The sequence below is a fragment of the Bordetella holmesii genome (assembly GCF_020735985.1).
GTDB classification, from domain to species: Bacteria; Pseudomonadota; Gammaproteobacteria; order Burkholderiales; family Burkholderiaceae_B; genus Bordetella; species Bordetella holmesii.
The window spans coordinates 2,308,259-2,329,852 of record NZ_CP085973.1; the positions used below are offsets into that span (position 1 = coordinate 2,308,259).

16 protein-coding genes and 1 pseudogene are annotated in these 21,594 nt (G+C 60.3%); 6 read left to right on the forward strand and 11 right to left on the reverse strand.

Features of this window, described 5'->3' with window-relative positions; translation table 11 throughout:
- Positions 1 to 1,104, reverse strand: coding sequence for a glycolate oxidase subunit GlcE (glcE, locus tag LK440_RS11100; protein WP_005012673.1), 1,104 nt, complete (start codon positions 1,102 to 1,104; stop codon positions 1 to 3).
- A gap of 13 nt (positions 1,105 to 1,117) precedes the next feature.
- Positions 1,118 to 2,563 (reverse strand): FAD-linked oxidase C-terminal domain-containing protein, encoded by a 1,446-nt coding sequence (locus LK440_RS11105; RefSeq protein ID WP_050557405.1) that lies wholly within the window; start codon positions 2,561 to 2,563, stop codon positions 1,118 to 1,120.
- Positions 2,564 to 2,590: 27 nt separating this feature from the next.
- Between LK440_RS11105 and LK440_RS11110 the strand changes: the two genes are divergently transcribed.
- Positions 2,591 to 3,711, forward strand: a protein-coding gene (locus LK440_RS11110; protein ID WP_101557886.1) for an IS3 family transposase whose coding sequence is annotated in 2 segments (ribosomal slippage) — positions 2,591 to 2,843 and positions 2,843 to 3,711 — 1,122 coding nt in all. Because the reading frame shifts where the segments join, the coding sequence is not laid out codon by codon here.
- 230 nt (positions 3,712 to 3,941) lie between these two features.
- Here LK440_RS11110 and LK440_RS11115 read toward each other — a convergent pair.
- The 4 genes and pseudogenes from LK440_RS11115 to tldD form a co-directional block, all read right to left on the reverse strand.
- A pseudogene (locus LK440_RS11115) lies at positions 3,942 to 5,351 on the reverse strand (FAD-binding oxidoreductase).
- Positions 5,352 to 5,468: 117 nt separating this feature from the next.
- Positions 5,469 to 6,689, reverse strand: a complete 1,221-nt coding sequence (locus tag LK440_RS11120) for an ISL3 family transposase (RefSeq protein ID WP_005012670.1) — start codon at positions 6,687 to 6,689, stop codon at positions 5,469 to 5,471.
- A gap of 84 nt (positions 6,690 to 6,773) precedes the next feature.
- Positions 6,774 to 7,847 (reverse strand): 3-deoxy-7-phosphoheptulonate synthase AroG, encoded by a 1,074-nt coding sequence (aroG, locus tag LK440_RS11125; protein ID WP_005012669.1) that lies wholly within the window; start codon positions 7,845 to 7,847, stop codon positions 6,774 to 6,776.
- A 262-nt stretch (positions 7,848 to 8,109) separates the two neighbouring features.
- On the reverse strand, positions 8,110 to 9,570 hold the full coding sequence (gene tldD / locus LK440_RS11130) for a metalloprotease TldD (protein ID WP_005012668.1): 1,461 nt from the start codon (positions 9,568 to 9,570) through the stop codon (positions 8,110 to 8,112).
- 566 nt (positions 9,571 to 10,136) lie between these two features.
- Here tldD and LK440_RS11135 point away from each other — a divergent pair.
- On the forward strand, positions 10,137 to 10,499 hold the full coding sequence (locus tag LK440_RS11135) for an H-NS histone family protein (RefSeq protein ID WP_005012666.1): 363 nt from the start codon (positions 10,137 to 10,139) through the stop codon (positions 10,497 to 10,499).
- Positions 10,500 to 10,561: 62 nt separating this feature from the next.
- Here LK440_RS11135 and LK440_RS11140 read toward each other — a convergent pair whose 3' ends face one another.
- Positions 10,562 to 11,215 (reverse strand): DUF4136 domain-containing protein, encoded by a 654-nt coding sequence (locus tag LK440_RS11140; protein WP_005012664.1) that lies wholly within the window; start codon positions 11,213 to 11,215, stop codon positions 10,562 to 10,564.
- Between the two features lie 139 nt (positions 11,216 to 11,354).
- On the opposite strand from LK440_RS11140, the gene pepN reads away from it, so the two are divergent.
- Both pepN and LK440_RS11150 read left to right on the forward strand, forming a co-directional pair.
- Positions 11,355 to 14,060, forward strand: coding sequence for an aminopeptidase N (pepN, locus tag LK440_RS11145; protein WP_005012663.1), 2,706 nt, complete (start codon positions 11,355 to 11,357; stop codon positions 14,058 to 14,060).
- Positions 14,061 to 14,068: 8 nt separating this feature from the next.
- On the forward strand, positions 14,069 to 15,088 hold the full coding sequence (locus tag LK440_RS11150; protein WP_005012662.1) for a class 1 fructose-bisphosphatase: 1,020 nt from the start codon (positions 14,069 to 14,071) through the stop codon (positions 15,086 to 15,088).
- A 134-nt stretch (positions 15,089 to 15,222) separates the two neighbouring features.
- On the opposite strand, the gene LK440_RS11155 is transcribed toward LK440_RS11150, so the two are convergent.
- The 4 genes from LK440_RS11155 to alaC all read right to left on the reverse strand — a co-directional run bounded on the left by LK440_RS11155 (position 15,223) and on the right by alaC (position 20,431).
- Positions 15,223 to 16,343 (reverse strand): IS3 family transposase gene (locus LK440_RS11155; RefSeq protein ID WP_370510777.1). Its coding sequence is split into 2 segments (ribosomal slippage): positions 15,223 to 16,103 and positions 16,103 to 16,343, totalling 1,122 coding nucleotides; the frame shifts between segments, so codons are not numbered across the junction.
- Positions 16,344 to 16,536: 193 nt separating this feature from the next.
- Positions 16,537 to 17,946 (reverse strand): threonine synthase, encoded by a 1,410-nt coding sequence (gene thrC, locus LK440_RS11160; RefSeq protein WP_005012661.1) that lies wholly within the window; start codon positions 17,944 to 17,946, stop codon positions 16,537 to 16,539.
- On the reverse strand, positions 17,943 to 19,247 hold the full coding sequence (locus LK440_RS11165) for a homoserine dehydrogenase (RefSeq protein ID WP_005012660.1): 1,305 nt from the start codon (positions 19,245 to 19,247) through the stop codon (positions 17,943 to 17,945). Before LK440_RS11165 ends, thrC begins: the two co-directional genes overlap by 4 nt.
- Positions 19,244 to 20,431, reverse strand: a complete 1,188-nt coding sequence (gene alaC / locus LK440_RS11170) for an alanine transaminase (RefSeq protein WP_005012659.1) — start codon at positions 20,429 to 20,431, stop codon at positions 19,244 to 19,246. Before alaC ends, LK440_RS11165 begins: the two co-directional genes overlap by 4 nt.
- 225 nt (positions 20,432 to 20,656) lie before the next feature.
- On the opposite strand from alaC, the gene LK440_RS11175 reads away from it, so the two are divergent.
- Entirely contained in the window at positions 20,657 to 21,118 is a 462-nt protein-coding gene (locus tag LK440_RS11175; RefSeq protein WP_005012658.1) for an Mth938-like domain-containing protein, read from the forward strand.
- Positions 21,115 to 21,579, forward strand: coding sequence for a peroxiredoxin (locus tag LK440_RS11180; protein WP_005012657.1), 465 nt, complete (start codon positions 21,115 to 21,117; stop codon positions 21,577 to 21,579). Before LK440_RS11175 ends, LK440_RS11180 begins: the two co-directional genes overlap by 4 nt.
- Positions 21,580 to 21,594 lie beyond the last annotated feature (15 nt).

Sequence of the window (21,594 nt, forward strand, 5' to 3'; positions counted from 1 at the left end):
CTATAGCTCCAGCACCATGCGGCCCGGGTTGAACAATCCCGCAGGGTCGAGCTCCTGCTTGAGCCGACGGGTGATCTGGGCCACGCCCGGGCTCAGCGGATGAAAGACACCGTCGGCAGGCACTGGACCGCCATGGGCGCGAAACAAGGTCGCATGGCCACCCGCTTCCTGGGCCGCGGCACGCACTGCCTGCGCATCGGCACGGGCGCTCAACCAACGTTGCCCGCCACCCCACTCCAGCAGCATGGGGCCCAAGCGTAATGGCGGGGCGGTGGGCGAGACGGCCAGGCGCCACAGCGGAACGCCCCCTTGAAAGAACGCATGGGTCTGCTCTCGCAACGCCTGCCAAGCCGAACATGCCACAGCGGGTTCCAGTTCTTTGCCGCCGACCTGCGCGCGCGCCGCACGCAGGGCTGGCGCGGAACCCGACAGACGCGCCAGCCATCCACCGCCGTCGCTGCCACCTCCGTCGGGCACCCAGGCCGTGGCCGAGACCGGCAGAGGCAATCTGCGCCATCGTGCGAAAAGCGCGAGCGCGTCCTGCTGCGTGGATTGGCCGTGCACGGTGAGCTCGCAAACGGGCTTGGGCACCACTTTGAGTGACACGTCAATCAAGGCACCGAACATGCCCAGCGAGCCACTCATCAGGCGCGAAACATCGTAGCCGGCGACGTTCTTCATGACCTCGCCGCCAAACGACAGCAGGTGACCTTGGGAATCCAGCAGACGCACGCCCAACACATAATCGCGCACGCCGCCACAGGCCTGACGCCGTGGCCCGGCCAGTCCAGCTGCCACGCAGCCGCCCACGGTCGCACCCGAATCGAAATGGGGCGGCTCAAACGCCAGCATCTGCCCCTGCTCGGCCAACACCGCCTCCAACTCGGCCAGTGGCGTACCTGCGCGAGCCGTGACGACCAGCTCCGAAGGCTGGTAGTTCACAATGCCACGATACGCTGTCATGTCCAGCACATAATGCGCCGAGCCGGGCTGGCGCGTATTGCCATAGAAGCGCTTGCTTCCTCCTCCGGCAATGATGAGCTGCTTGTGGCCGGCGTGGGCGGTCATGACCTGGTCGCATAAGTCCGACAGGACGAATTCCATCGGGATCCGCCTTTCAGAATCGAGCCAAGTCAGGGAATCGCATCTCCCCGGCATGCACATACATCTTGCCGTATTCGGCGCAGCGTGCCAGGGTCGATATCACTTTCTCAGGATTCAGCAAGCCCGGCGGGTCGAATGCCCGCTTGACCGCCAGAAATGCGTCAAGCTCGTCACGCGAAAATTGCACGCACATTTGGTTTATCTTCTCCATTCCTACCCCGTGCTCTCCGGTCACGGTGCCTCCGACTTGCACACACAGTTCGAGGATGGCTGCGCCGAACTTCTCGGCACGCTCCACCTCGTCTGGCTTGTTTGAATCGAACAGAATCAGGGGATGCAAATTACCGTCCCCGGCATGAAACACATTTGCGCACCGCAGCCCGAACTCATCCTCCATCTGCTCGATGGCATTGAGCACGCGAGCCAGATGACGGCGCGGAATCGTGCCATCCATGCAGTAGTAATCCGGCGAGACCCGCCCTGCCGCCGGAAAGGCATTCTTGCGGCCGGCCCAGAAACGCAAGCGCTCGGCCTCCGATGACGAAACCTGGCAGCGAGTGGACCCGGCCGCACGAAAGATCGCCTCCATGCGCTCGATCTCGTGCGCGACTTCCTCAGGGGTGCCATCCGACTCACACAACAAGATAGCCTGGGCATCCAGGTCGTAGCCTGCCTGCACGAAGGGCTCGACCATGCGGGTAGCCTGCCGGTCCATCATCTCGAGCCCGGCAGGAATGATGCCGGCCGCAATGATCTGCGTCACGGCGTGACCTGCAGCCTCGACGCTGGAGAAACTCGCCATCACCACCTGCGCGCAGGCCGGCTTCGGAATGAGTTTGACCGTGACTTCGCTCACCACGCCCAGCATGCCCTCAGAGCCGATGAATAACGGCAACAACTCAGGTCCGGGTGCATCCGGCGCCTCGCTGCCTAGCTCGACCACGTCGCCATCGATAGTGATGATGCGCACCTTGAGTACGTTGTGCACGGTCAAACCGTATTTCAGACAGTGCACGCCCCCCGAGTTCTCGGCCACATTACCGCCTATCGAGCAAGCGATCTGGCTCGAAGGGTCCGGCGCATAGTAAAGACCGTAGGCAGATGCGGCCTCCGAGATGGCCAGATTGCGCACCCCGGGCTCGACGACCACCAATCCCGCTGCCGGATCGAGACGCTTGATACGGTTGAACTTGGATAAACCCAGTAGCACGCCCTGGGCATGTGGCAGCGAGCCGCCTGACAAGCCCGTGCCGGCACCGCGAGCCACAACCGGCACGTTCAGCCGCTTGCACAGCCGCAGCACGGCCTGCAATTGCGCTTCGGTTTCTGGCAAGACCACCGCGGCGGGCAATGCACGGAACAGGGACAGGCCATCGCACTCATAGGGGCGTGTATCTTCCTCCCGATACAGCACGCAATGTGCCGGTGACCTGCTCCCCGTGATTAGTACGAAATCGATGTAGAGTCCGTTCCCAAAGGAATGGCAATGAAGAAACGATTTACGGAAGAGCAAATCATCGGCGTGCTCAAGGAAGCCGATGCAGGTGCCAAGCCCGCAGAGTTGTGCCGCAAGCACGGAATCTCCGAGGCAACGTACTACAACTGGAAGGCGAAGTTCGGTGGCATGACGGTGTCGGACGCTCAGAGGCTCAAGGAGCTGGAGCAGGAGAACAACAAGCTCAAGAAGCTGTTGGCCGAGTCGATGCTGGATAAGGCGGCGCTTCAGGATCTGCTAAGCCGAAAGTAGTCAGCCCGCAGGCCAAACGCGAGGCGGTCAGGACATTAATGACCGAGCGCAGCATGGGTGTTACCCGGGCCTGTGGGCTGGTAGGAATTTCGCGGTCGCTGTTTGCCTACGAGAGCACACGCTCAGGCGATGCTGCGCTGACCGAGCGCATGAAAGAGATGGCAGTGGCGAAACGACGCTACGGCTATCGGAGGATCCATGTGCTCTTACGTCGCGAAGGCTGGCAAGCAAATCACAAGCGAATCTGGCGGCTGTACAGTCTGGCAGGGTTAAGCGTGCGAAAACGAAAGCGTAAGCGAATCGCGGCGACCGAGCGCGTGGTTCGCCCAGCGGCAATCGCGCCGAATCAGAGTTGGTCAATGGACTTTGTGGCCGACGGCCTAGCCTATGGCCGCCGATTCCGCTGTTTGACTATCGTCGATGACTACACTCGCGAATGCCTGGCCATCGAGGTCGATACGTCGTTGCCGGGACTGCGTGTTGCCATGGTGCTGCAACGGCTGGCGGAGATGCGTGGCCTGCCGCGATCTATTACCGTGGACAACGGGCCAGAGTTCGCCGGAAGAGCCTTGGACGCCTGGGCCTACCAAGCAGGCGTAAAGCTGTCGTTTATTCGGCCGGGTAAGCCGGTGGAGAACGCTTATATCGAAAGTTTCAACGGCAAGTTCCGCGACGAATGCCTTAACGAGCACTGGTTCTTGTCCCTGCGACAGGCTAAAAGCTTGATCGAAAACTGGCGAGTCGAGTACAACACCGATCGGCCTCACAGCGCGCTCGGATATTTAACGCCGGCGCAATTCGTGCAGGCTCATCAGAAAGAAGGTCTTTTACCCCTGGGCTCTATGTCGGTGCCGTACTAAATCTGGGGGCAGGTCACCGGCACGACAGTCAATAATGACTGCACCAGGGTACGCGGAGAAAATGACGCCTGGGTGTGGCTCAGGCCGGCTTCGACAAGTGAAGTCATGAATGGAAAGATAGCGCGCACAAACACTTTGTTCATGCCGGTATTTACCCGCAGAGCGGGTTTTCCACCATCCAAAGCAAAGGCGCCCCTCGAGGGGCGCCTTTGCTTGCCGCACGCAACTCACTACCAGGCGAAGATTTTTCCCGGATTGAGGATATTGTTGGGGTCGAAGGCATGCTTGAGACTGCGCATGAGCGCCAAGGCATCTTCGCCGTGCTCTTCCTCCATGAACTGCATCTTATGCAGCCCTACCCCGTGCTCTCCGGTGCATGTGCCGTCGGCGGCAATCGCGCGCCGCACCAAACTGTGATTGATGGCTTCCGACTATTGCCACTCGGTCTCGTTCTCTCCGTCGAGCAACATCAATACGTGAAAATTTCCATCGCCCACGTGCCCCACGATGGTATACGGAAAGCTGGCGCGGTCCAGTTCGTCGACTGTTTCGCGCACGCAGTCCGCCAAGCGAGAAATCGGCACACACACATCGGTGGTGCTGGCGCGGCAGCCCGGCCGCAATTGCAGCCCGGCAAAATACGCATTGTGACGCGCAGTCCACAGGCGATTGCGGTCCTCCGGGCGCTCGGCCCATTCGAAGTCCATGCCACTGTGCTCGGCCGTAATGGCCTGCACCGTCTCGGCTTGCTCTTGTACACCAGCGGGGCTGCCGTGGAACTCAAACACCAGCATGGGGGTCTCGCGCAGCGACAGTTTGCTGTGCAGATTGACGGCTTTGACCGCCGCCGCGTCCATGAACTCGACTCGCGCAACCGGCACCCCCATCTGGATGATCTCGATGACGCTTTGGACGGCGTCATCCAGGGTCGGGAAGTTACAGATGGCGGCCGACACGGCTTCCGGCTGGGGATAGAGCCGGATGGTGACTTCGGTAATGATGCCCAACGTGCCCTCGCTGCCGACGAAGATGTGCGTCAGGTCATAACCCGCCGACGACTTGCGCGCCCGGCCCGCGGTGCGCACGATGCGCCCGTCGGCCGTCACGACGGTCAGCGACATCACGTTCTCGCGCATCGTCCCGTACCGGACGGCGTTGGTGCCCGAAGCCCGAGTCGCCGCCATCCCCCCCAGGCTCGCGTCAGCTCCCGGGTCAATCGGAAAAAACAGGCCAGTGCTGCGGATTTCTTCATTGAGTTGCTTGCGCGTCACGCCGGCCTTCACCGTGGCGGCGAGGTCTTCAGCGTTGACGGCGAGCAACTGATTCATCTGCGACAGGTCCAGGTTTATCCCACCCTGCACTGCCAGCAGATGCCCCTCCAGCGAAGAACCGGCGCCATAGGGTATCAACGGTACGCGGTGCGCATTGCACAGCCGAGCCACCTGCGCGACTTCTTCGGTGGAGTGCGCAAACACGACGGCGTCGGGCAGCATGGGCGGATACGGCGACTCGTCCCTGCCATGATGCTCTCGAACAGCCGCCGCAAGCGACAAACGATCGCCAAAGATTGCCTTCAGGCCATCCAGGCAGGCAGCGGGTACGGGACGGCGCAAGGTTTCAGAGTGCAGAGGTGCGTTCATGGCAAGTAACAGGATGGGGTTGGCACCCGGCCATTCTACGCCGTAGCGTGCCGCTGCAGGCCTGCCCGTCAGCCGGGAAAAGCCCGCATCGCGGGCCCGCCTGGCATTTTATTTGGTTCATCGAGGAATACCGGGGAATGCAGACCGGATCTTGAGGAAGAAGTACTCCTGATCGCGGTAGCCGTAGGAGCGGCGCTTGATGACTTTGATGGTGTTGTTGATGCCCTCGACGATGCTGGTGTTGAGCCGGTGGCGACAGCGAGACAGAATCCCGTGCAGATAGGCTTTTAGCTTGAGCGCGAAGTGAGCCAAGGCGGCGATGCCGCTGCCCTGAGCCTGTTGCAGCCAGTGATCCCATGCCTGGCGGGCGTAGCCGGGGTGTTGGTAGAACCACAGCTGTTTGAGCTCATCGCGCATCAGATAAGCGGTGAGCAAGGGCTGGTTGGCCTGGAGCAACTCGTCCAACTTTACCGATTGGCACGGATCGAGGTTTTTGCGATTGCGCAGCAGTAGCCAGCGACTGGACTTGATCACCCGGCGGGCCGGCTTGTCGTGCCGCAACTGGTTCGCTTGGTCTACACGCACCCGGTCTATCACTTCACGGCCGTACTTGGCCACGACGTGGAACAGGTCGTAGACGATCTCGGCGTTGGGGCAGTTGGCCTGGATCTCCAGCTCATAGGCCGTCGTCATGTCGATCGCTACGGCCCGGATCTGCTGGGCAACCCCAGTTGGCAGTTGTTCGAAGAAGGCTCTGGCCGTCTCGCGCGAGCGGCCATCACCGATCCATAGCACCTGACGGCGGATCGGATCGACAACGACCGTGGCATAACGATGGCCCTTGTGTAGAGCGAACTCGTCCATCGCTAGGTAGTGGATCTGGCTCCAGTCCGGCTCTTGGATCGCCCGTCGCAGCAGGGCCTTGTCCAGCGCCTTGACCGTGTGCCAACCCAGTTGGAAGAAGCGCGCCACGGCCAGAATGTTGCTGGACTCAAGCAACTGGCTGACCGCCTCGGCCAGCCGGTCGGTCACTCGCTGGTAACGGCCCAGCCAGCTCAGCCTCTCCAGATGCGGTCCACCGCACTGCTCGCACCAGACCCGCCGACGCGGCACTACCAGCGTCACTCGCAGCGCCATTAGCGGCAGATCCCGCACCCGGCGCGTGGTCGTCTCATGCACCTGCCGACATCGGTTGCCGCAGTGCTCGCAGTGCATCGTTCGCGCTGAAGGCTTCAGGTAAATCGTGACCGTCCGGCTCTCACCTTCAGGCCACACGACCCGCTCCACCCGATAACCTTCCCACCCACCCAACCTCTCGATCGTCTTGCGGTCCAGCATGATCCCGGCCTTGATCCTTGAAAAATCAAGGATCAAGCGTAACGGCAATCAAGCACGGCTCCACGCTATTCCGCGATGAACCTTTTATTTACCACTGACCTGCGTGGCACGGCGGCGCTCGCGCACCCCCAGCGCCAGCCGCTCCAGCGTCTGCACCGACGCATCCCAGTCGATGCAACCATCGGTGATGCTCTGGCCGTAGGTCAGCGGCTGCCCCGCCACGAGATCCTGGCGCCCGCCCACGAGGTGACTTTCGATCATGATGCCGACGATGCGCGAATCGCCGCATGCCATCTGACGCGCGATGTCGTCGGCCACCCGCGGCTGGTTCTCGGGGTTCTTGCTGCTGTTGGCGTGGCTGGCGTCGACCATCACCCGTTGGGCCAGGCCTGCTTTGGACAGGTCCTGACAAGCTGCCTCGATGCTGGCAGCGTCGTAATTGGGCGCCTTGCCACCCCGCAAGATGACGTGACAGTCTTCATTACCGGCGGTCGACACAATCGCCGAATGCCCGCCCTTGGTCACGGACAGAAAATGATGCGGCTGCGAGGCGGCCTTGAGGGCATCGACCGCTATTTTTACATTGCCGTCGGTGCCATTTTTGAAGCCCACCGGGCAGGACAGACCGGAGGCCAGTTCACGATGCACCTGACTCTCGGTGGTACGCGCACCAATGGCGCCCCAGGCCACCAGATCCGCAATGTACTGCGGCGTGATCATGTCGAGAAACTCACATCCCGCCGGCAATCCCAGGCTGTTGATCTCCAGCAACAGTTCGCGCGCTACGCGCACACCCTTGTTGATGTCGAAGCTGCCATCCAGGTTCGGGTCGTTGATCAACCCCTTCCAGCCCACAGTGGTGCGCGGCTTCTCGAAGTAGACGCGCATGACGATCTCCAGATCGGCCGACAACTGGTCACGCAGGGGCTTGAGTCGGCGGGCATACTCGAGAGCCGCCTCGGTGTCATGAATGGAACATGGACCAATGACCACGATCAGGCGATCGTCCATGCCGTGCAGAATGCGGTGCATGGCATTGCGCGCGGCAAATACCGTTTCCGACACTTCCTTGGTGCATTGGAACTCCCGCATCACGTGCGCGGGCGGGTTGAGCTCTTTGATTTCACGAATGCGAAGGTCGTCGGTATTGTGTGACACGGTGTACTCCTGCGGTGGGATCGGTATGGATGGTTTGGTCGTTCCCGCAAACCCACCAGGCTGACGGCAACAAAAAAGCCGCCAGTGACGCTGGCGGCTTTTTCGGGGGGATTCTGTACTAGGTTGAGCGCGTCCCTTCCTCCGCCAGCGGCTTCAGAAAACCAAAAAAATAAAAATAAAAGGTGGTGGACGCGAAATTCATAGGGAAAAACTCTAGCACAAAAAAACCGCACCGTCATCCGGAATTCTGGCCCAGCCCGGCTCAGGCAGTCCCGCCAACGGTCAGTCCATCCATGCGCAGCGTAGGCATACCCACACCCACCGGCACGCTCTGCCCTTCCTTGCCGCAGGTACCCACGCCCGAATCCAGGCGCATGTCATTGCCTATCATGCTCACGCGGTTCATCGCGTCCGGACCGTTGCCGATCAGCGTCGCCCCCTTGACCGGATAGGTCACCTTGCCGTTTTCGATCATATAGGCTTCGGAGGCGGAAAAAACAAACTTGCCGCTGGTGATATCCACCTGTCCGCCTCCGAAATTGACGGCGTACAAGCCCTTTTTGACCGACGCAATGATCTCTTCGGGCACCTTGTCACCGCTCAACATATAGGTGTTGGTCATACGCGGCATAGGCAAATGCGCGAAGGACTCGCGCCGACCGTTGCCGGTGGCCTGGGTCTTCATCAAACGGGCATTGAGCGTGTCCTGCATATAGCCGCGCAGAATGCCATCCTCGATCAGGACATTGCGCTGAGAGGCATTGCCCTCGTCATCGATGTTCAACGAGCCGCGCCGGCCCAGCAGCGTGCCGTCATCGATGACGGTCACCCCCTTTGAGGCCACGCGCTGGCCAATCCGGCCGGAAAACACGCTGGACCCTTTGCGGTTGAAATCTCCCTCAAGACCATGACCGACGGCTTCATGCAACAGAATCCCGGGCCACCCCGACCCCAGCACCACTGGCATTTCGCCTGCCGGCGCCGCACGCGCCTCGAGGTTGACCATCGCTTCGTGGACCGCGCGTTCGACGTAGTCACGCAGGATTTCATCCGAAAAATACTCCAGGCCGCTACGCCCGCCACCGCCTGCATGGCCCATCTCGCGGCGGCCGTTACGCTCGGCGATCACCGTCAGGGACAACCGCACCAGAGGTCGCACATCGGCCGCCAGCCGGCCGTCGCTACCCGCAACAAGTATGACGTCATACTCCGCATCCAATCCGGCCATCACTTGAATGACATGTGGATCCCGCACCCGAGCCATGCGTTCGAGGCGCTCCAGCAAGGCAACCTTATCCGGCGCACTGAGCGTGGCAAGCGGATCGATATCGGCATACAGACTGCGGCTGTCCTGAACGGGCCGATGCGCGGCAACCTTGACCTTGCCTGCGCCCTGACGCGCAATGCCGCGCACGGTGTGCGCCGAGGACAGCAATGCTTCGGGCGAAAGCGAGTCGGAATAAGCGAAGGCGGTTTTCTCGCCACTGATGGCCCGCACCCCGACGCCCTGTCCGATCGAGAAACTTCCCGTCTTGACTATGCCCTCTTCCAGGCTCCATCCCTCACTGCGCGTGTACTGGAAATACAGATCCGCATAATCGACCTTGTGAGCGAAGATTTCGCCCAACGCCCGCGCCAGATCGGCCTCGGTGAGACCCCAAGGGTCGAGCAGCAGGGATTTGGCGGTTGCCAGGGATTGAATCGCAGGATCGATCAGTTTCATGGAATTCCGTATATAAGACCCGTGCAGCGCGCGGCGGGCGGTCCGCCTAGCCATGGGCGGACATGCAGGCTCTATCGTACCGCCGATCCAGACCAGCCAGTGCAGCCAAAGCTCATGCGCCAAAATGGTGCAGCAAAAGTTTTCACTTTTTAAAACACAATTTGTCAGCGGGACTCATCATACGACTACTTAATTCAGTATTGCCACGTTACGGATTTTTAACCGGCATAACGGGCAAACCACACCAGACTTGTCCGCACTCATTCTGTTCTACGCGAAGTCGCAATGCCTCATCGCTTAACCATGCACCGCCCAAAGGTACGGATAATTCAGAACAAGCTGATTTTAGGTATTTGATGCGGACACCCGACAATCGATGTCTGCCCGAGAGCCCAACGAGGATTCTTTCAGGAAGCTGTCGGCTTTTCCGATCATCCGAAACACTTATCTGGAGATAAACTTAAAGACTGCCGTAGACAAATTATGTATTATTGAAAAACAAGAACTATATATACAAGCAAGCCGGCGAATCGAAGTCCAAAGAAGTCCAAAACTAGGAAAGAAACATGCCCCGTGAGACTTACGCAGCACAGCAAGCCAAGATCGAGAAAGAAATCACCCGTCTTCAAAAGCGCGCCGAAGCGCTGCAGACGCGCCGTCGCAAACCGGTCATTGCGTCCATCGTGAAGTCGATGCGTGAATACAATATCACCCCCGAAGAGATCGTCGCCGCGTTGGGCAGCGCCAAGTCTCCGCGCGCATCTTCACCGCGCCGCAAGGCTGCGGCTGACGGTGCCAAACGCGCCGTGGCTCCCAAGTATCATCATCCGGTTTCTGGCGATACCTGGAGTGGCCGCGGAAAAGCTCCCCGTTGGCTGGTAGCAGAAGAAAGCAACGGCGCAAGCCGTGATAGCTTTCTCATCAAATGATAATTATTATTTAATGAGAAACGGCGCCCAAGGGCGCCGTTATTTTTTTGGGGGCGGAACCTTCAGCGGTTTAGTGGAAACTCGACCTCGCGCTCGCTTCCGTTATTCCCGGGGAAGTTATCGAAAATTGCCCGCACCAGATATGGCATAGCCCGCAGGATATCTTCCCGCTGACTGACAATATAGGCCGACGAGCGGTAAACCTCAGCGTTACCACGAGTCGTGTCGTAAATCTGCAGATTCAGGCCGTTGCGGAACGCGACCGCCGGGACCTCCACCCAATCCTGGCCCCAGAAGGGTGCCGGCCCCCAAGGCCCTCCCCATACCCGTGGGCCGAAATACGGTCCGCCATAACCCCCATAAAAATAGGGGTCATATGCACGACGCACCATAATCTGGGTCTGCGTTGCACCATAGGTGAAACTCACCAAGAAGCGGGCATTCTGCCCGGCCTGCGCCTCGACCAAGCCAGTCGGCCCGATACCGGCTCGCACCATATCCTGGAACGCCTGGTATTCGAGATTATCTTTCTGGCCGGCATTGGCCGGTTGGAAACGATAGGTCTGCCCTTGAACGCCTTGCGGCCATTGCTGAAAAGATGTCACGCGCGCGGCGACGGTAGGCGTCGCGCATCCACTGACCACTCCCGCCACAGCCAAAACCAGCGACACTGCCGCCAGGCGGCTCCAACGCACCGGACCCCGGGAACTGAACATTTCATTACTCCTCGAACATGCGCAGCAATCATAATTCGACCTGCCCTGACAAGAAAAGGTTGCATCGCCACCGGAAGGGCCAGCCGTTGCCCGCCACCTACTACAATAGTGAGGTTGTCTACCGACCATAAGGGATTTCATGCGCACCGATACGCCCGTCACCGTATATCGCAAGGATTATCAACCCTATCCTTACGCGATTCCCGAGGTCGCGCTGCGTTTCGAGCTCGATCCCGAATGCACACGGGTTACCGCCACTTTACAGTTGCAACGCAAGCCCGAAGCGCAGGCCGATGCCGCGCTCGAGCTCGATGGCGAAGAGTTGGAACTGGTATCGCTTCGCGTCAACGGCCAGGACTGGCCCACCCGGCATTATCAGCTCGGCGAGCATCAGCTCCACGTTCATGGACTGCCGGCGGCGTGCACCCTGGAAATCACCAGCCGCTGCCGCCCCGCTGTCAATTCGACGTTGATGGGCTTGTATGTGTCTGGCGGCAATTTCTTTACGCAATGCGAGGCCGAAGGCTTCCGTCGTATTACCTGGTTTGCGGACCGGCCTGACGTCATGTCGCGCTACCACGTCACCCTGCTTGCGGACTCCCGCTACCCCGTTTTGCTGTCTAACGGCAATCTGCTGGCCACGCGGCAACTGCCCGACGGGCGCCAGGAGGCGGAATGGGAAGATCCCTTCCCAAAGCCCTGCTACCTGTTCGCCCTGGTCGCAGGCAATCTCACCCACCGGGAAAAAAGGGTGGAAACCTGCCGGGGAAGAAACGTCCTCCTTCAGGTCTACAGCGATCCCGGCTCTGAGGATCGCACTGAATGGGCGCTCGAATCACTGGAACGTGCCCTGCGTTGGGATGAAACCCGATTTGGCCTGGAACTTGACCTGGACCGCTTCATGGTCGTCGCCGTACGCGACTTCAATATGGGTGCCATGGAGAACAAGGGACTGAATATTTTCAACGCCGCCTATGTGCTGGCCGACCCGCAGACCGCAACCGACGTCAATTACGAAGGCATCGAATCGGTCATCGGCCATGAGTACTTTCATAATTGGACCGGTAACCGGGTAACCTGCCGCGACTGGTTTCAGTTAAGTCTTAAGGAAGGCCTGACAGTATTCCGCGATCAGGAGTTCAGTGCCGACATGATGGCGCGCGACATGACTGCGCTTGCCGCGGCCAGCGCCCGAGCCGTCAAGCGCATCGACGACGTCGTCACCCTGCGCGCGGCCCAGTTCCCGGAAGATGCCGGCCCCATGGCGCATCCCATCCGTCCAGACAGCTATCAGGAGATCGGCAACTTCTACACCGCCACTGTCTATGAAAAAGGCGCTGAAGTCATTCGCATGCAGCACACCCTGCTGGGCGAAGCCGGGTTTCGCGCTGGCATGGACGAATACTTCCGCCGTCATGATGGTCAGGCGGTGACCTGCGACGATTTCGTCGATGCGATGGACTCGGTCTACCGCGAACAATACCCCGGACGCGACCTGAGTGTGTTCCGCAACTGGTATCGCCAGGCGGGCACGCCGTGCGTGGCGGTGAGACTGGCGCACGAGGCTGCAACAGGCCGGCTGACGGTCACCCTGAGCCAGCGCTGCGCCCCGGTCGGGGTGGAGCGTCGCGCGGGCGCGGCGGCCAAACAGGCTTTTCATATCCCATTTGCCATGGGACTGCTGGACCGCCAAGGTAAGGCGGTGCCTGTGATGCTATCCGGGGCGCCCGCCCGCGAAACCGTACTGCTTGAGTTGCGTCAAGAGACGGAAAGCTGGGTTTTCGACGGCATCACGGTGCCGGTGGTGCCGTCGTTGCTGCGCGGTTTTTCCGCTCCGGTGATCGTCGAGTATGACTGGAGCGATGCCGAACTGGCGTTGCTCTCGGCGCATGACAAGGATCCCTTTGCCCGATGGGAGGCAGGCCAAGAGTTGGCCAGCCGCCAATTGCTTGCTTTGGCCGCCCGCCAACAGGCGGGTCAACCGCTGCAGGCCGACCCGGCCTTCATTGCCGCCTGGCGCGCCCTCCTGATCGATCCGTCGATTGACGCAGCCTATCGCGCCCGAGTCCTGGCATTACCGTCCGAGAAAACCCTGGCCGAGCGGATGCAGGCGATCGACCCTCCTGCCTTGACGGTAGCGCGGGATTTCCTGCGTGCCGAACTCGGCCGGCAGTTGGCGGGCGAATGGGTCGCGGCCTTCGAGGCCAATCAGGTCGCAGGGCCCTACAGCCCCGCTCCCGGGCCGGCGGGCCAGCGCGCCTTGAAAAATCAAGCGCTGGCGCATTTGATGGCTGCCGGTGTGGACGATGCGCAAACGCGCGCCCAACGGCAGTATGAGCAGGCCGACAACATGACAGACAGCCTGGCTGCACTGGGTTGCCTGGTCAATTTTGCGCCAGGGCCCGTCGCCCAGGCTGCGTTGACGCGCTTTTACGAGCGTTGGCAGGATGATCCGCTGGTCATCGACAAGTGGTTCAGCCTGCAGGCTACCGCGCGTTCCACGGGCGTGACCGAGGTGCTCGCGCTGATGCGACATCCGGCATTTACCTTGCGCAATCCCAATCGCGCACGTGCCCTGGTGTTCCAGTTCTGCCTGACCAACGCCCGCGGCATGCACGTCCCCGACGGTTCGGGTCACGCCTTCTGGGCCGACCAGGTACTCGCGCTGGACGCCTTGAACCCGGAAATTGCCGCGCGCCTGGCTCGCGCCATGGATAACTGGTCGCGCTTTACGCCCGCGCTGCGCAAAAGCATGCACACCGCGCTCGAGCGCGTCCGCAGCCAGCAAGGCCTGTCGCGTAATGTCGCCGAGATCGTCTCCAAATCTCTTGAATTCTCCGCTTAGGAAGGTCGATGAAACGTAAAACCCTCACTCAATATCTGGTCGAACAGCAACGTTCGGCCGAGGCGCTCGCGCCCGAAGTGCGATTGCTGATCGAAGTCGTGGCCCGTGCCTGCAAGGCCATCAGCCATGCCGTCAGCAAAGGGGCACTGGGTGGCGTACTGGGCAGTCTGGACAGCGAAAATGTCCAGGGCGAGGTGCAGAAAAAGCTGGATGTGCTGTCCAACGAGATCCTGCTCGAAGCCAACGAATGGGGCGGTCATCTGGCCGCAATGGCCTCGGAAGAAATGGAGACCATCCATCGCATCCCGAACCGCTATCCCAAAGGTGAGTATCTGTTGCTGTTCGATCCGCTGGACGGATCGTCGAATATCGATGTCAACGTCTCGATCGGGACGATCTTCTCGGTACTGCGCGCGCCCCATCATGTGTCCGGCGCCGACGTCTCCGAAGCCGACTTCCTTCAGCCGGGCCGAGACCAGGTCGCCGCCGGCTATGCCGTCTACGGACCGCAAACCATGCTGGTGCTCACCATCGGCCGTGGTGTCGTAGGCTTTACCCTGGATCGCGAAATGGGCTCCTGGGTTCTGACGCACGAGTCGATGAGCATCCCTGCGAACACCAAAGAGTTCGCCATCAACATGTCCAACATGCGGCACTGGGCAGCACCGGTCAAACGTTACATCGACGAATGCCTCGCTGGCAAAACAGGCCCCCGCGGCAAAGACTTCAATATGCGCTGGATCGCCTCCATGGTGGCCGACGTGCATCGCATTCTGACCCGCGGCGGGATCTTCATGTACCCCTGGGATGCCCGTGAGCCCGGCAAGGCAGGCAAGCTGAGGCTGATGTATGAAGCCAATCCCATGAGCTTTATCGTTGAACAGGCCGGCGGCGCCTCCATCAACGGCACGCAACGCATCCTCGATATCCAGCCCGACCAGCTCCATCAACGCGTAAGCGTCGTGCTCGGCTCCAAAAATGAAGTGGAACTCGTGGGTAAATACCACACAGAGACTGACGCCAAATAAACCACGGCGCAAAACTCGGCAGAATCAAAAAACCCCCGCCAGTACCGGATCAATAATCCGGCACTGGCGGGGTTTTTAATGTCTGCTACTCAATTAAGCAGAAATTACTTCACCTCTTTGACCTGCCCCCAGATTTAGTACGGCACCGACATAGAGCCCAGGGGTAAAAGACCTTCTTTCTGATGAGCCTGCACGAATTGCGCCGGCGTTAAATATCCGAGCGCGCTGTGAGGCCGATCGGTGTTGTACTCGACTCGCCAGTTTTCGATCAAGCTTTTAGCCTGTCGCAGGGACAAGAACCAGTGCTCGTTAAGGCATTCGTCGCGGAACTTGCCGTTGAAACTTTCGATATAAGCGTTCTCCACCGGCTTACCCGGCCGAATAAACGACAGCTTTACGCCTGCTTGGTAGGCCCAGGCGTCCAAGGCTCTTCCGGCGAACTCTGGCCCGTTGTCCACGGTAATAGATCGCGGCAGGCCACGCATCTCCGCCAGCCGTTGCAGCACCATGGCAACACGCAGTCCCGGCAACGACGTATCGACCTCGATGGCCAGGCATTCGTGAGTGTAGTCATCGACGATAGTCAAACAGCGGAATCGGCGGCCATAGGCTAGGCCGTCGGCCACAAAGTCCATTGACCAACTCTGATTCGGCGCGATTGCCGCTGGGCGAACCACGCGCTCGGTCGCCGCGATTCGCTTACGCTTTCGTTTTCGCACGCTTAACCCTGCCAGACTGTACAGCCGCCAGATTCGCTTGTGATTTGCTTGCCAGCCTTCGCGACGTAAGAGCACATGGATCCTCCGATAGCCGTAGCGTCGTTTCGCCACTGCCATCTCTTTCATGCGCTCGGTCAGCGCAGCATCGCCTGAGCGTGTGCTCTCGTAGGCAAACAGCGACCGCGAAATTCCTACCAGCCCACAGGCCCGGGTAACACCCATGCTGCGCTCGGTCATTAATGTCCTGACCGCCTCGCGTTTGGCCTGCGGGCTGACTACTTTCGGCTTAGCAGATCCTGAAGCGCCGCCTTGTCCAGCATCGACTCGGCCAACAGCTTCTTGAGCTTGTTGTTCTCCTGCTCCAGCTCCTTGAGCCTCTGAGCGTCCGACACCGTCATGCCACCGAACTTCGCCTTCCAGTTGTAGTACGTTGCCTCGGAGATTCCGTGCTTGCGGCACAACTCTGCGGGCTTGGCACCTGCATCGGCTTCCTTGAGCACGCCGATGATTTGCTCTTCCGTAAATCGTTTCTTCATTGCCATTCCTTTGGGAACGGACTCTACATCGATTTCGTACTAATCACGGGGAGCAGGTCAATGTGGAAAAAGTGCGTGAGACTGTAAATAGAGCAACCATGCGCGCGCCAATATGTAACTTTATTGAAAAATCCCCCTCTGCCATACAAGACAAAGGGGGATCAACTGCGGGTCTCGAAACGCCGCAATAAAATCACACTTGCGCGTGAGCCTCGATGAATGCACGCACCTGCCCGGCGTCGCAGTCCATTACCGTCACACGTTGCGGCAGCGACTCAAGCCCGGCGAGTTCGGCAGGAGGCGGAACCGCGCGGCCCAGAGCTTCCTCTATCGTGTCGGAAAACTTCGCGGGCAGCGCCGTCTCCAGCACCAGCATGGGAACGCCGTCCTCGACAAAGCGGCGAGCCACGTGCACACCATCGGCGGTGTGCGGATCGATCAGTACGCCCGTCTCGTCGAACACGGCACGTATGGTGCTCAAGCGGCCATCATGGGTACTGGCGCCGGCCGCAAAGCCATAATCCAGCGCCAGGCAGTTACGCTGCGCCGACAGGTCGAAACTGCCTTTCTCGGCCAGCTCCTGCCACAGCGCCCGTACACGCTCCCCATCACCGCCCATCAGATCGTAGATGAAGCGTTCGAAGTTGGACGCTCGCGAAATATCCATGGACGGACTGGACGTCGCATAGGTATTTTCGGGCGCGCGCGGCCGGTAAACGCCAGTGCGGAAAAACTCTTCCAGCACATTGTTCTCGTTGGTCGCCAGAACCAAACGGCGCACAGGCAAGCCCATGCGTCGAGCAATATGGCCGGAGAGAATGTTGCCGAAGTTGCCCGACGGCACGGCAAAGGAAACCTCCTGCCCGGCCCCGGAGGTTGCACGCAACCAGCCGTGGAAGTAATACACCACCTGCGAGGCGATGCGAGCCCAGTTGATGGAATTCACTGCGCCAATGCGATAGCGGGTCTTGAAGGCCAGATCCGCCGACAACGCCTTGACGATGTCCTGGGCTTGATCGAACACGCCCTTGACTGCGATATTGTGGATGTTTTCGTCTTGCAACGAATACATCTGGGCACGCTGAAAGGAACTCATCCGGCCATGAGGCGAGAGCATGAAAACGCTCACGCCGTGCTTGCCGCGCAGGGCGTACTCGGCCGCCGAACCGGTATCGCCCGACGTGGCCCCCACGATGTTCAAGGTGGTGCCGCGCTTGGTCAATACATACTCGAAGACCTGACCCAGAAACTGCATGGCCATGTCCTTGAAGGCCAGCGTCGGCCCTTCGGACAGGCCCAGCAATTGCAGCCCGCCGGCCAGCGGCCGCAAAGGAACAATCTGTTCGCTGGAGAAAACCTGTTCGTTGTATGCCGCGTGCGCCAGGCGGCTCAGGTCTTCACGCGGGATGTCCGTCGCAAACAGCGACAGCACTTCGACGGCCAGATCCGCATAGGACAGCGCACGCCAGGACTCCAGCGTGGCCGTACCCACCTTGGGCAATTGCTGCGGAACCGCCAACCCGCCATCGGGGGCCAGGCCCTCGAGCAGGGTATCGGAGAACTCCTGGGGGGCCATACCGCCCCGGGTCGACACATACTTCATGTGAGGTTCTCCACGCGCAGGCGAGTCACCTTGGAGCGCACGAACGCCAGCGATTCGATTTCCGCGATTGCTCGATTGACATCGCCTTCGAGCGATTCATGAGTCAGGAAGATGATATCCGCGCCGCCAATATGCGAGGGCTGCTGGATCATCGAACCAATCGATATGGTGCGATCGGCCAGGATGCGGGCAATGTCCGCCAGCACGCCAGGCTGGTCATCTACGCGCAGGCGCAGGTAGTAAGACGTGCTGATTTGATCAATGGGCAGTATCGGCGTGTCCGCCATGGCGTCGGGCTGGAAGGCCAGATGCGGCACGCGATTGCCCGGGTCCGCCGTATGCAAGCGCGTGACGTCCACCAGATCAGCCACCACCGCCGAGGCCGTCGGCTCTTCGCCGGCGCCCTGGCCGTAATACAACGTCGGGCCGACAGCATCGCCGCGCACCAGCACGGCATTCATGGCGCCTTCAACGTTGGCCAACAGACGTTGAGCCGGCACCAGGGCAGGATGCACGCGAAGCTCAATGCCTTCGGCGCGTCGTTTGGTGATACCCAAAAGCTTGATCCGATAACCCAGACGCTCGGCATGCGCAATGTCTTCCTGCGCCAGCTGCGAAATGCCTTCGATGTGAGCCCGGTCGAACTGCACCGGGATACCAAAGGCCAACGAAGCCAGCAACGTCAGCTTGTGCGCGGCGTCCACGCCTTCGACATCGAAGGTCGGGTCCGCCTCGGCATAGCCGAGTCGCTGAGCTTCGGCAAGCACCTCGGCAAAGGGCAGCCCGCGCGAGCGTATCTCCGAAAGAATGAAGTTGGTCGTGCCGTTGATGATGCCCGCGACCCACTGGATACGGTTGGCCGTGAGCCCCTCGCGGATGGCTTTGATGATAGGGATCCCACCGGCCACGGCAGCTTCGAAGGCCACCATCACCCCCCGCGCGGAAGCCGCAGCGAAGATTTCATTGCCGTGCTTGGCCAATAACGCCTTGTTGGCCGTGACCACGTGCTTGCCTTGTGCAATCGCCTGCAGCACCAGCTCGCGAGCCAGGGTGTCTCCGCCGATCAGCTCGACGACAATATCGATCTCAGGGTCGTGGACCAGAGCCTGCACATCGGTCGTGACCTCAATGGCGTCTCCGACGCGCGCGCGCGCTTTTTCAACGTCGAGCACCGCAATGCGGCTGACCTCGATACGCCGCCCGGCGCGGCGCGCAATTTCCTCCGCGTTGCGGGTCAGCACGCTCCACGTGCCGCCTCCGACCACACCCAGGCCCAACAGGCCTACCTTCATAGGATTCATTTCAACAAACCGTCCTTGCGGAACATATCTTTGATGCCTCGCACCGCTTGGCGGGTGCGCTGCTCGTTCTCGATAAGAGCGAAGCGGACATAATCGTCGCCGTACTCGCCGAAGCCGATCCCGGGGGACACGGCCACCTTCGCATCCGAAAGGACACGCTTGGCGAATTCCAAAGAGCCCATTGCCCGGTAGGGTTCGGGGATCTGCGCCCATATGTACATGGACGCCTTTGGAATCTCCACATTCCAACCTGCTTCATGCAGACCGCGCACCAGCACATCGCGTCGGCTCTGGTACTGCTGCACGATTTCCGACACGTAATCCTGGGGACCATCCAGAGCGGCGATAGACGCCACCTGAATGGGTGTGAAGGTGCCGTAATCGTGATAACTCTTGATGCGTGCCAGTGCGTTGACCAGCTCGCGGTTGCCGACCATGTAACCGATACGCCAGCCCGCCATGTTGTAGCTCTTGCTCATGGTGAAAAACTCGACGGCCACGTCTCGAGCGCCAGGCACCTGCATGATCGACGGCGCCACATAACCGTCAAAGCAGATATCGGCGTACGCCAGGTCATGCACCACCAGAATGTCATGTTCCTTGGCCAGAGCGACCACGCGCTCGAAGAAAGACAGATCGACGCATTGGGCGGTCGGATTGCTCGGAAAACCCAGAATCATCATCTTGGGTTTGGGAATGGATTCGCGCACCGCGCGCTCCAGCTCCTCGAAAAAATCGATGCCCGGCGTCATGCGCACCGAGCGGATGTTGGCACCGGCAATGACCGCGCCGTAAATATGAATCGGGTAGCTGGGATTGGGCACGAGCACGGTGTCGCCGCGGTCCAGCGTGGCCAGCATGAGGTGGGCCAGGCCTTCCTTCGAGCCGATCGTGACAATGGCCTCGGAGTCCGGGTCGAACTCCACCGCGTAACGGCGCTGATACCAGTCACAGATGGCCTTACGCAAACGCGGGATACCCTTGGAAACCGAGTAGCCGTGGGTGGTCGGGCGGGCCGAAGCCTCGATCAGCTTGTCGACGATATGCTGCGGCGTGGCACCATCCGGATTACCCATCGACATGTCGATGATGTCCTCTCCCCGACGACGCGCCGCCATCTTGAGCTCACAGGTGATGTTGAAAACGTAGGGCGGCAAACGCTCGATACGCGAGAACTTCCTCATGATGGGACAGATCCTAAATTGGCGAGGGGGCAGGGTCGCAGGGACGCGGCCAAGCGCCATAGAAATGGCGCAGCAGCTTTGCGATGCAACAAAACCTTGTAATCTATCGCAAGCACGCCTGCCGGGCAAATGATGGGCACTCCTTCCCCGCCCATTCAGTGGATACCCTGCAACATGGGTAAAGTCCGATGAGCTATCATCGCAGGTGTATAGCCGGAGTGTTTATTGAAGCTGCATACTGATCCTGCGACGGCCCTCAATACCGTCACCGCCTACGGCGAAGGCTACATTGAGGTCAATCAGGTTAGATTTTCCCACGCGGTCGCCTTCGGCCCCGAAGGCGCTGTCACCGAATGGCCCGTGCTTGCACCGGCCCATATCTCCTCCGCTCACCTGCAGCAAGCCGCCGGTCTGGTGGCCGCCAAGCGGGATCCGCTGGCGTTTCTCGATGAGCCGGAGTCCGGCCTGCTGCAACGTTCCGCAGATACCCCGGAAGTACTGATCGTCGGCACCGGCCTGAAGCAGCGCCTGTTACCGGCCGAAGTGTTGCGTCCCTTATTGATGGCAGGGGTGGGCGTCGAGGTCATGGACACGCAGGCTGCCGCACGTACCTACAACATTCTGATGGCAGAAGGCCGGCGCGTGGTCGTCGCCCTGCTGCCCACCGACGGAGATACCCCCGCATGACCGCCACCATCGGCAAGCCCGCCCCTCAGTTCACGGCGGAAAGCACCATCGGCCCGATCAATCTCGAGCAATGCCAGGGCCGTGCGGTAATTCTCTACTTCTATCCCAAAGACAGCACGCCGGGCTGCACCACCGAAAGCCAGGACTTCCGCGATCTGCATGCGGACTTTCTGGCCGCCAGCGCCATCGTGATCGGAATTTCGCGCGACTCCATCAAGTCCCACGAGAACTTCAAGGCCAAGTACGCGCTTCCCTTCCCCTTAATCTCCGACGCCGACGAAACCGTGTGCAATCTGTACGGTGTCATCAAGCAGAAGAATATGTATGGCAAACAGGTGCGTGGCATTGAACGCAGCACCTTTCTCATCGATGCCTATGGCGTCCTGGTGCAGGAATGGCGCGGGGTGAAAGTGCCCGGCCACGCCAAAGAAGTGCTTCAGGCTGCAAAGAGCATCGGTTGACCTTCGGGCAACCGT

Bases quoted from the DNA above. Each gene is read 5' to 3' on its own strand.
- glcE (WP_005012673.1), bottom strand. From the start codon at position 1,104: ATGGAATTCGTCCTGTCGGACTTATGCGACCAGGTCATGACCGCCCAC.
- LK440_RS11120 (WP_005012670.1), bottom strand. From the start codon at position 6,689: ATGCTGGACCGCAAGACGATCGAGAGGTTGGGTGGGTGGGAAGGTTAT.
- tldD (WP_005012668.1), bottom strand. From the start codon at position 9,570: ATGAAACTGATCGATCCTGCGATTCAATCCCTGGCAACCGCCAAATCC.
- LK440_RS11135 (WP_005012666.1), top strand. From the start codon at position 10,137: ATGCCCCGTGAGACTTACGCAGCACAGCAAGCCAAGATCGAGAAAGAA.
- LK440_RS11140 (WP_005012664.1), bottom strand. From the start codon at position 11,215: ATGTTCAGTTCCCGGGGTCCGGTGCGTTGGAGCCGCCTGGCGGCAGTG.
- pepN (WP_005012663.1), top strand. From the start codon at position 11,355: ATGCGCACCGATACGCCCGTCACCGTATATCGCAAGGATTATCAACCC.
- LK440_RS11150 (WP_005012662.1), top strand. From the start codon at position 14,069: ATGAAACGTAAAACCCTCACTCAATATCTGGTCGAACAGCAACGTTCG.
- thrC (WP_005012661.1), bottom strand. From the start codon at position 17,946: ATGAAGTATGTGTCGACCCGGGGCGGTATGGCCCCCCAGGAGTTCTCC.
- LK440_RS11165 (WP_005012660.1), bottom strand. From the start codon at position 19,247: ATGAATCCTATGAAGGTAGGCCTGTTGGGCCTGGGTGTGGTCGGAGGC.
- alaC (WP_005012659.1), bottom strand. From the start codon at position 20,431: ATGAGGAAGTTCTCGCGTATCGAGCGTTTGCCGCCCTACGTTTTCAAC.
- LK440_RS11180 (WP_005012657.1), top strand. From the start codon at position 21,115: ATGACCGCCACCATCGGCAAGCCCGCCCCTCAGTTCACGGCGGAAAGC.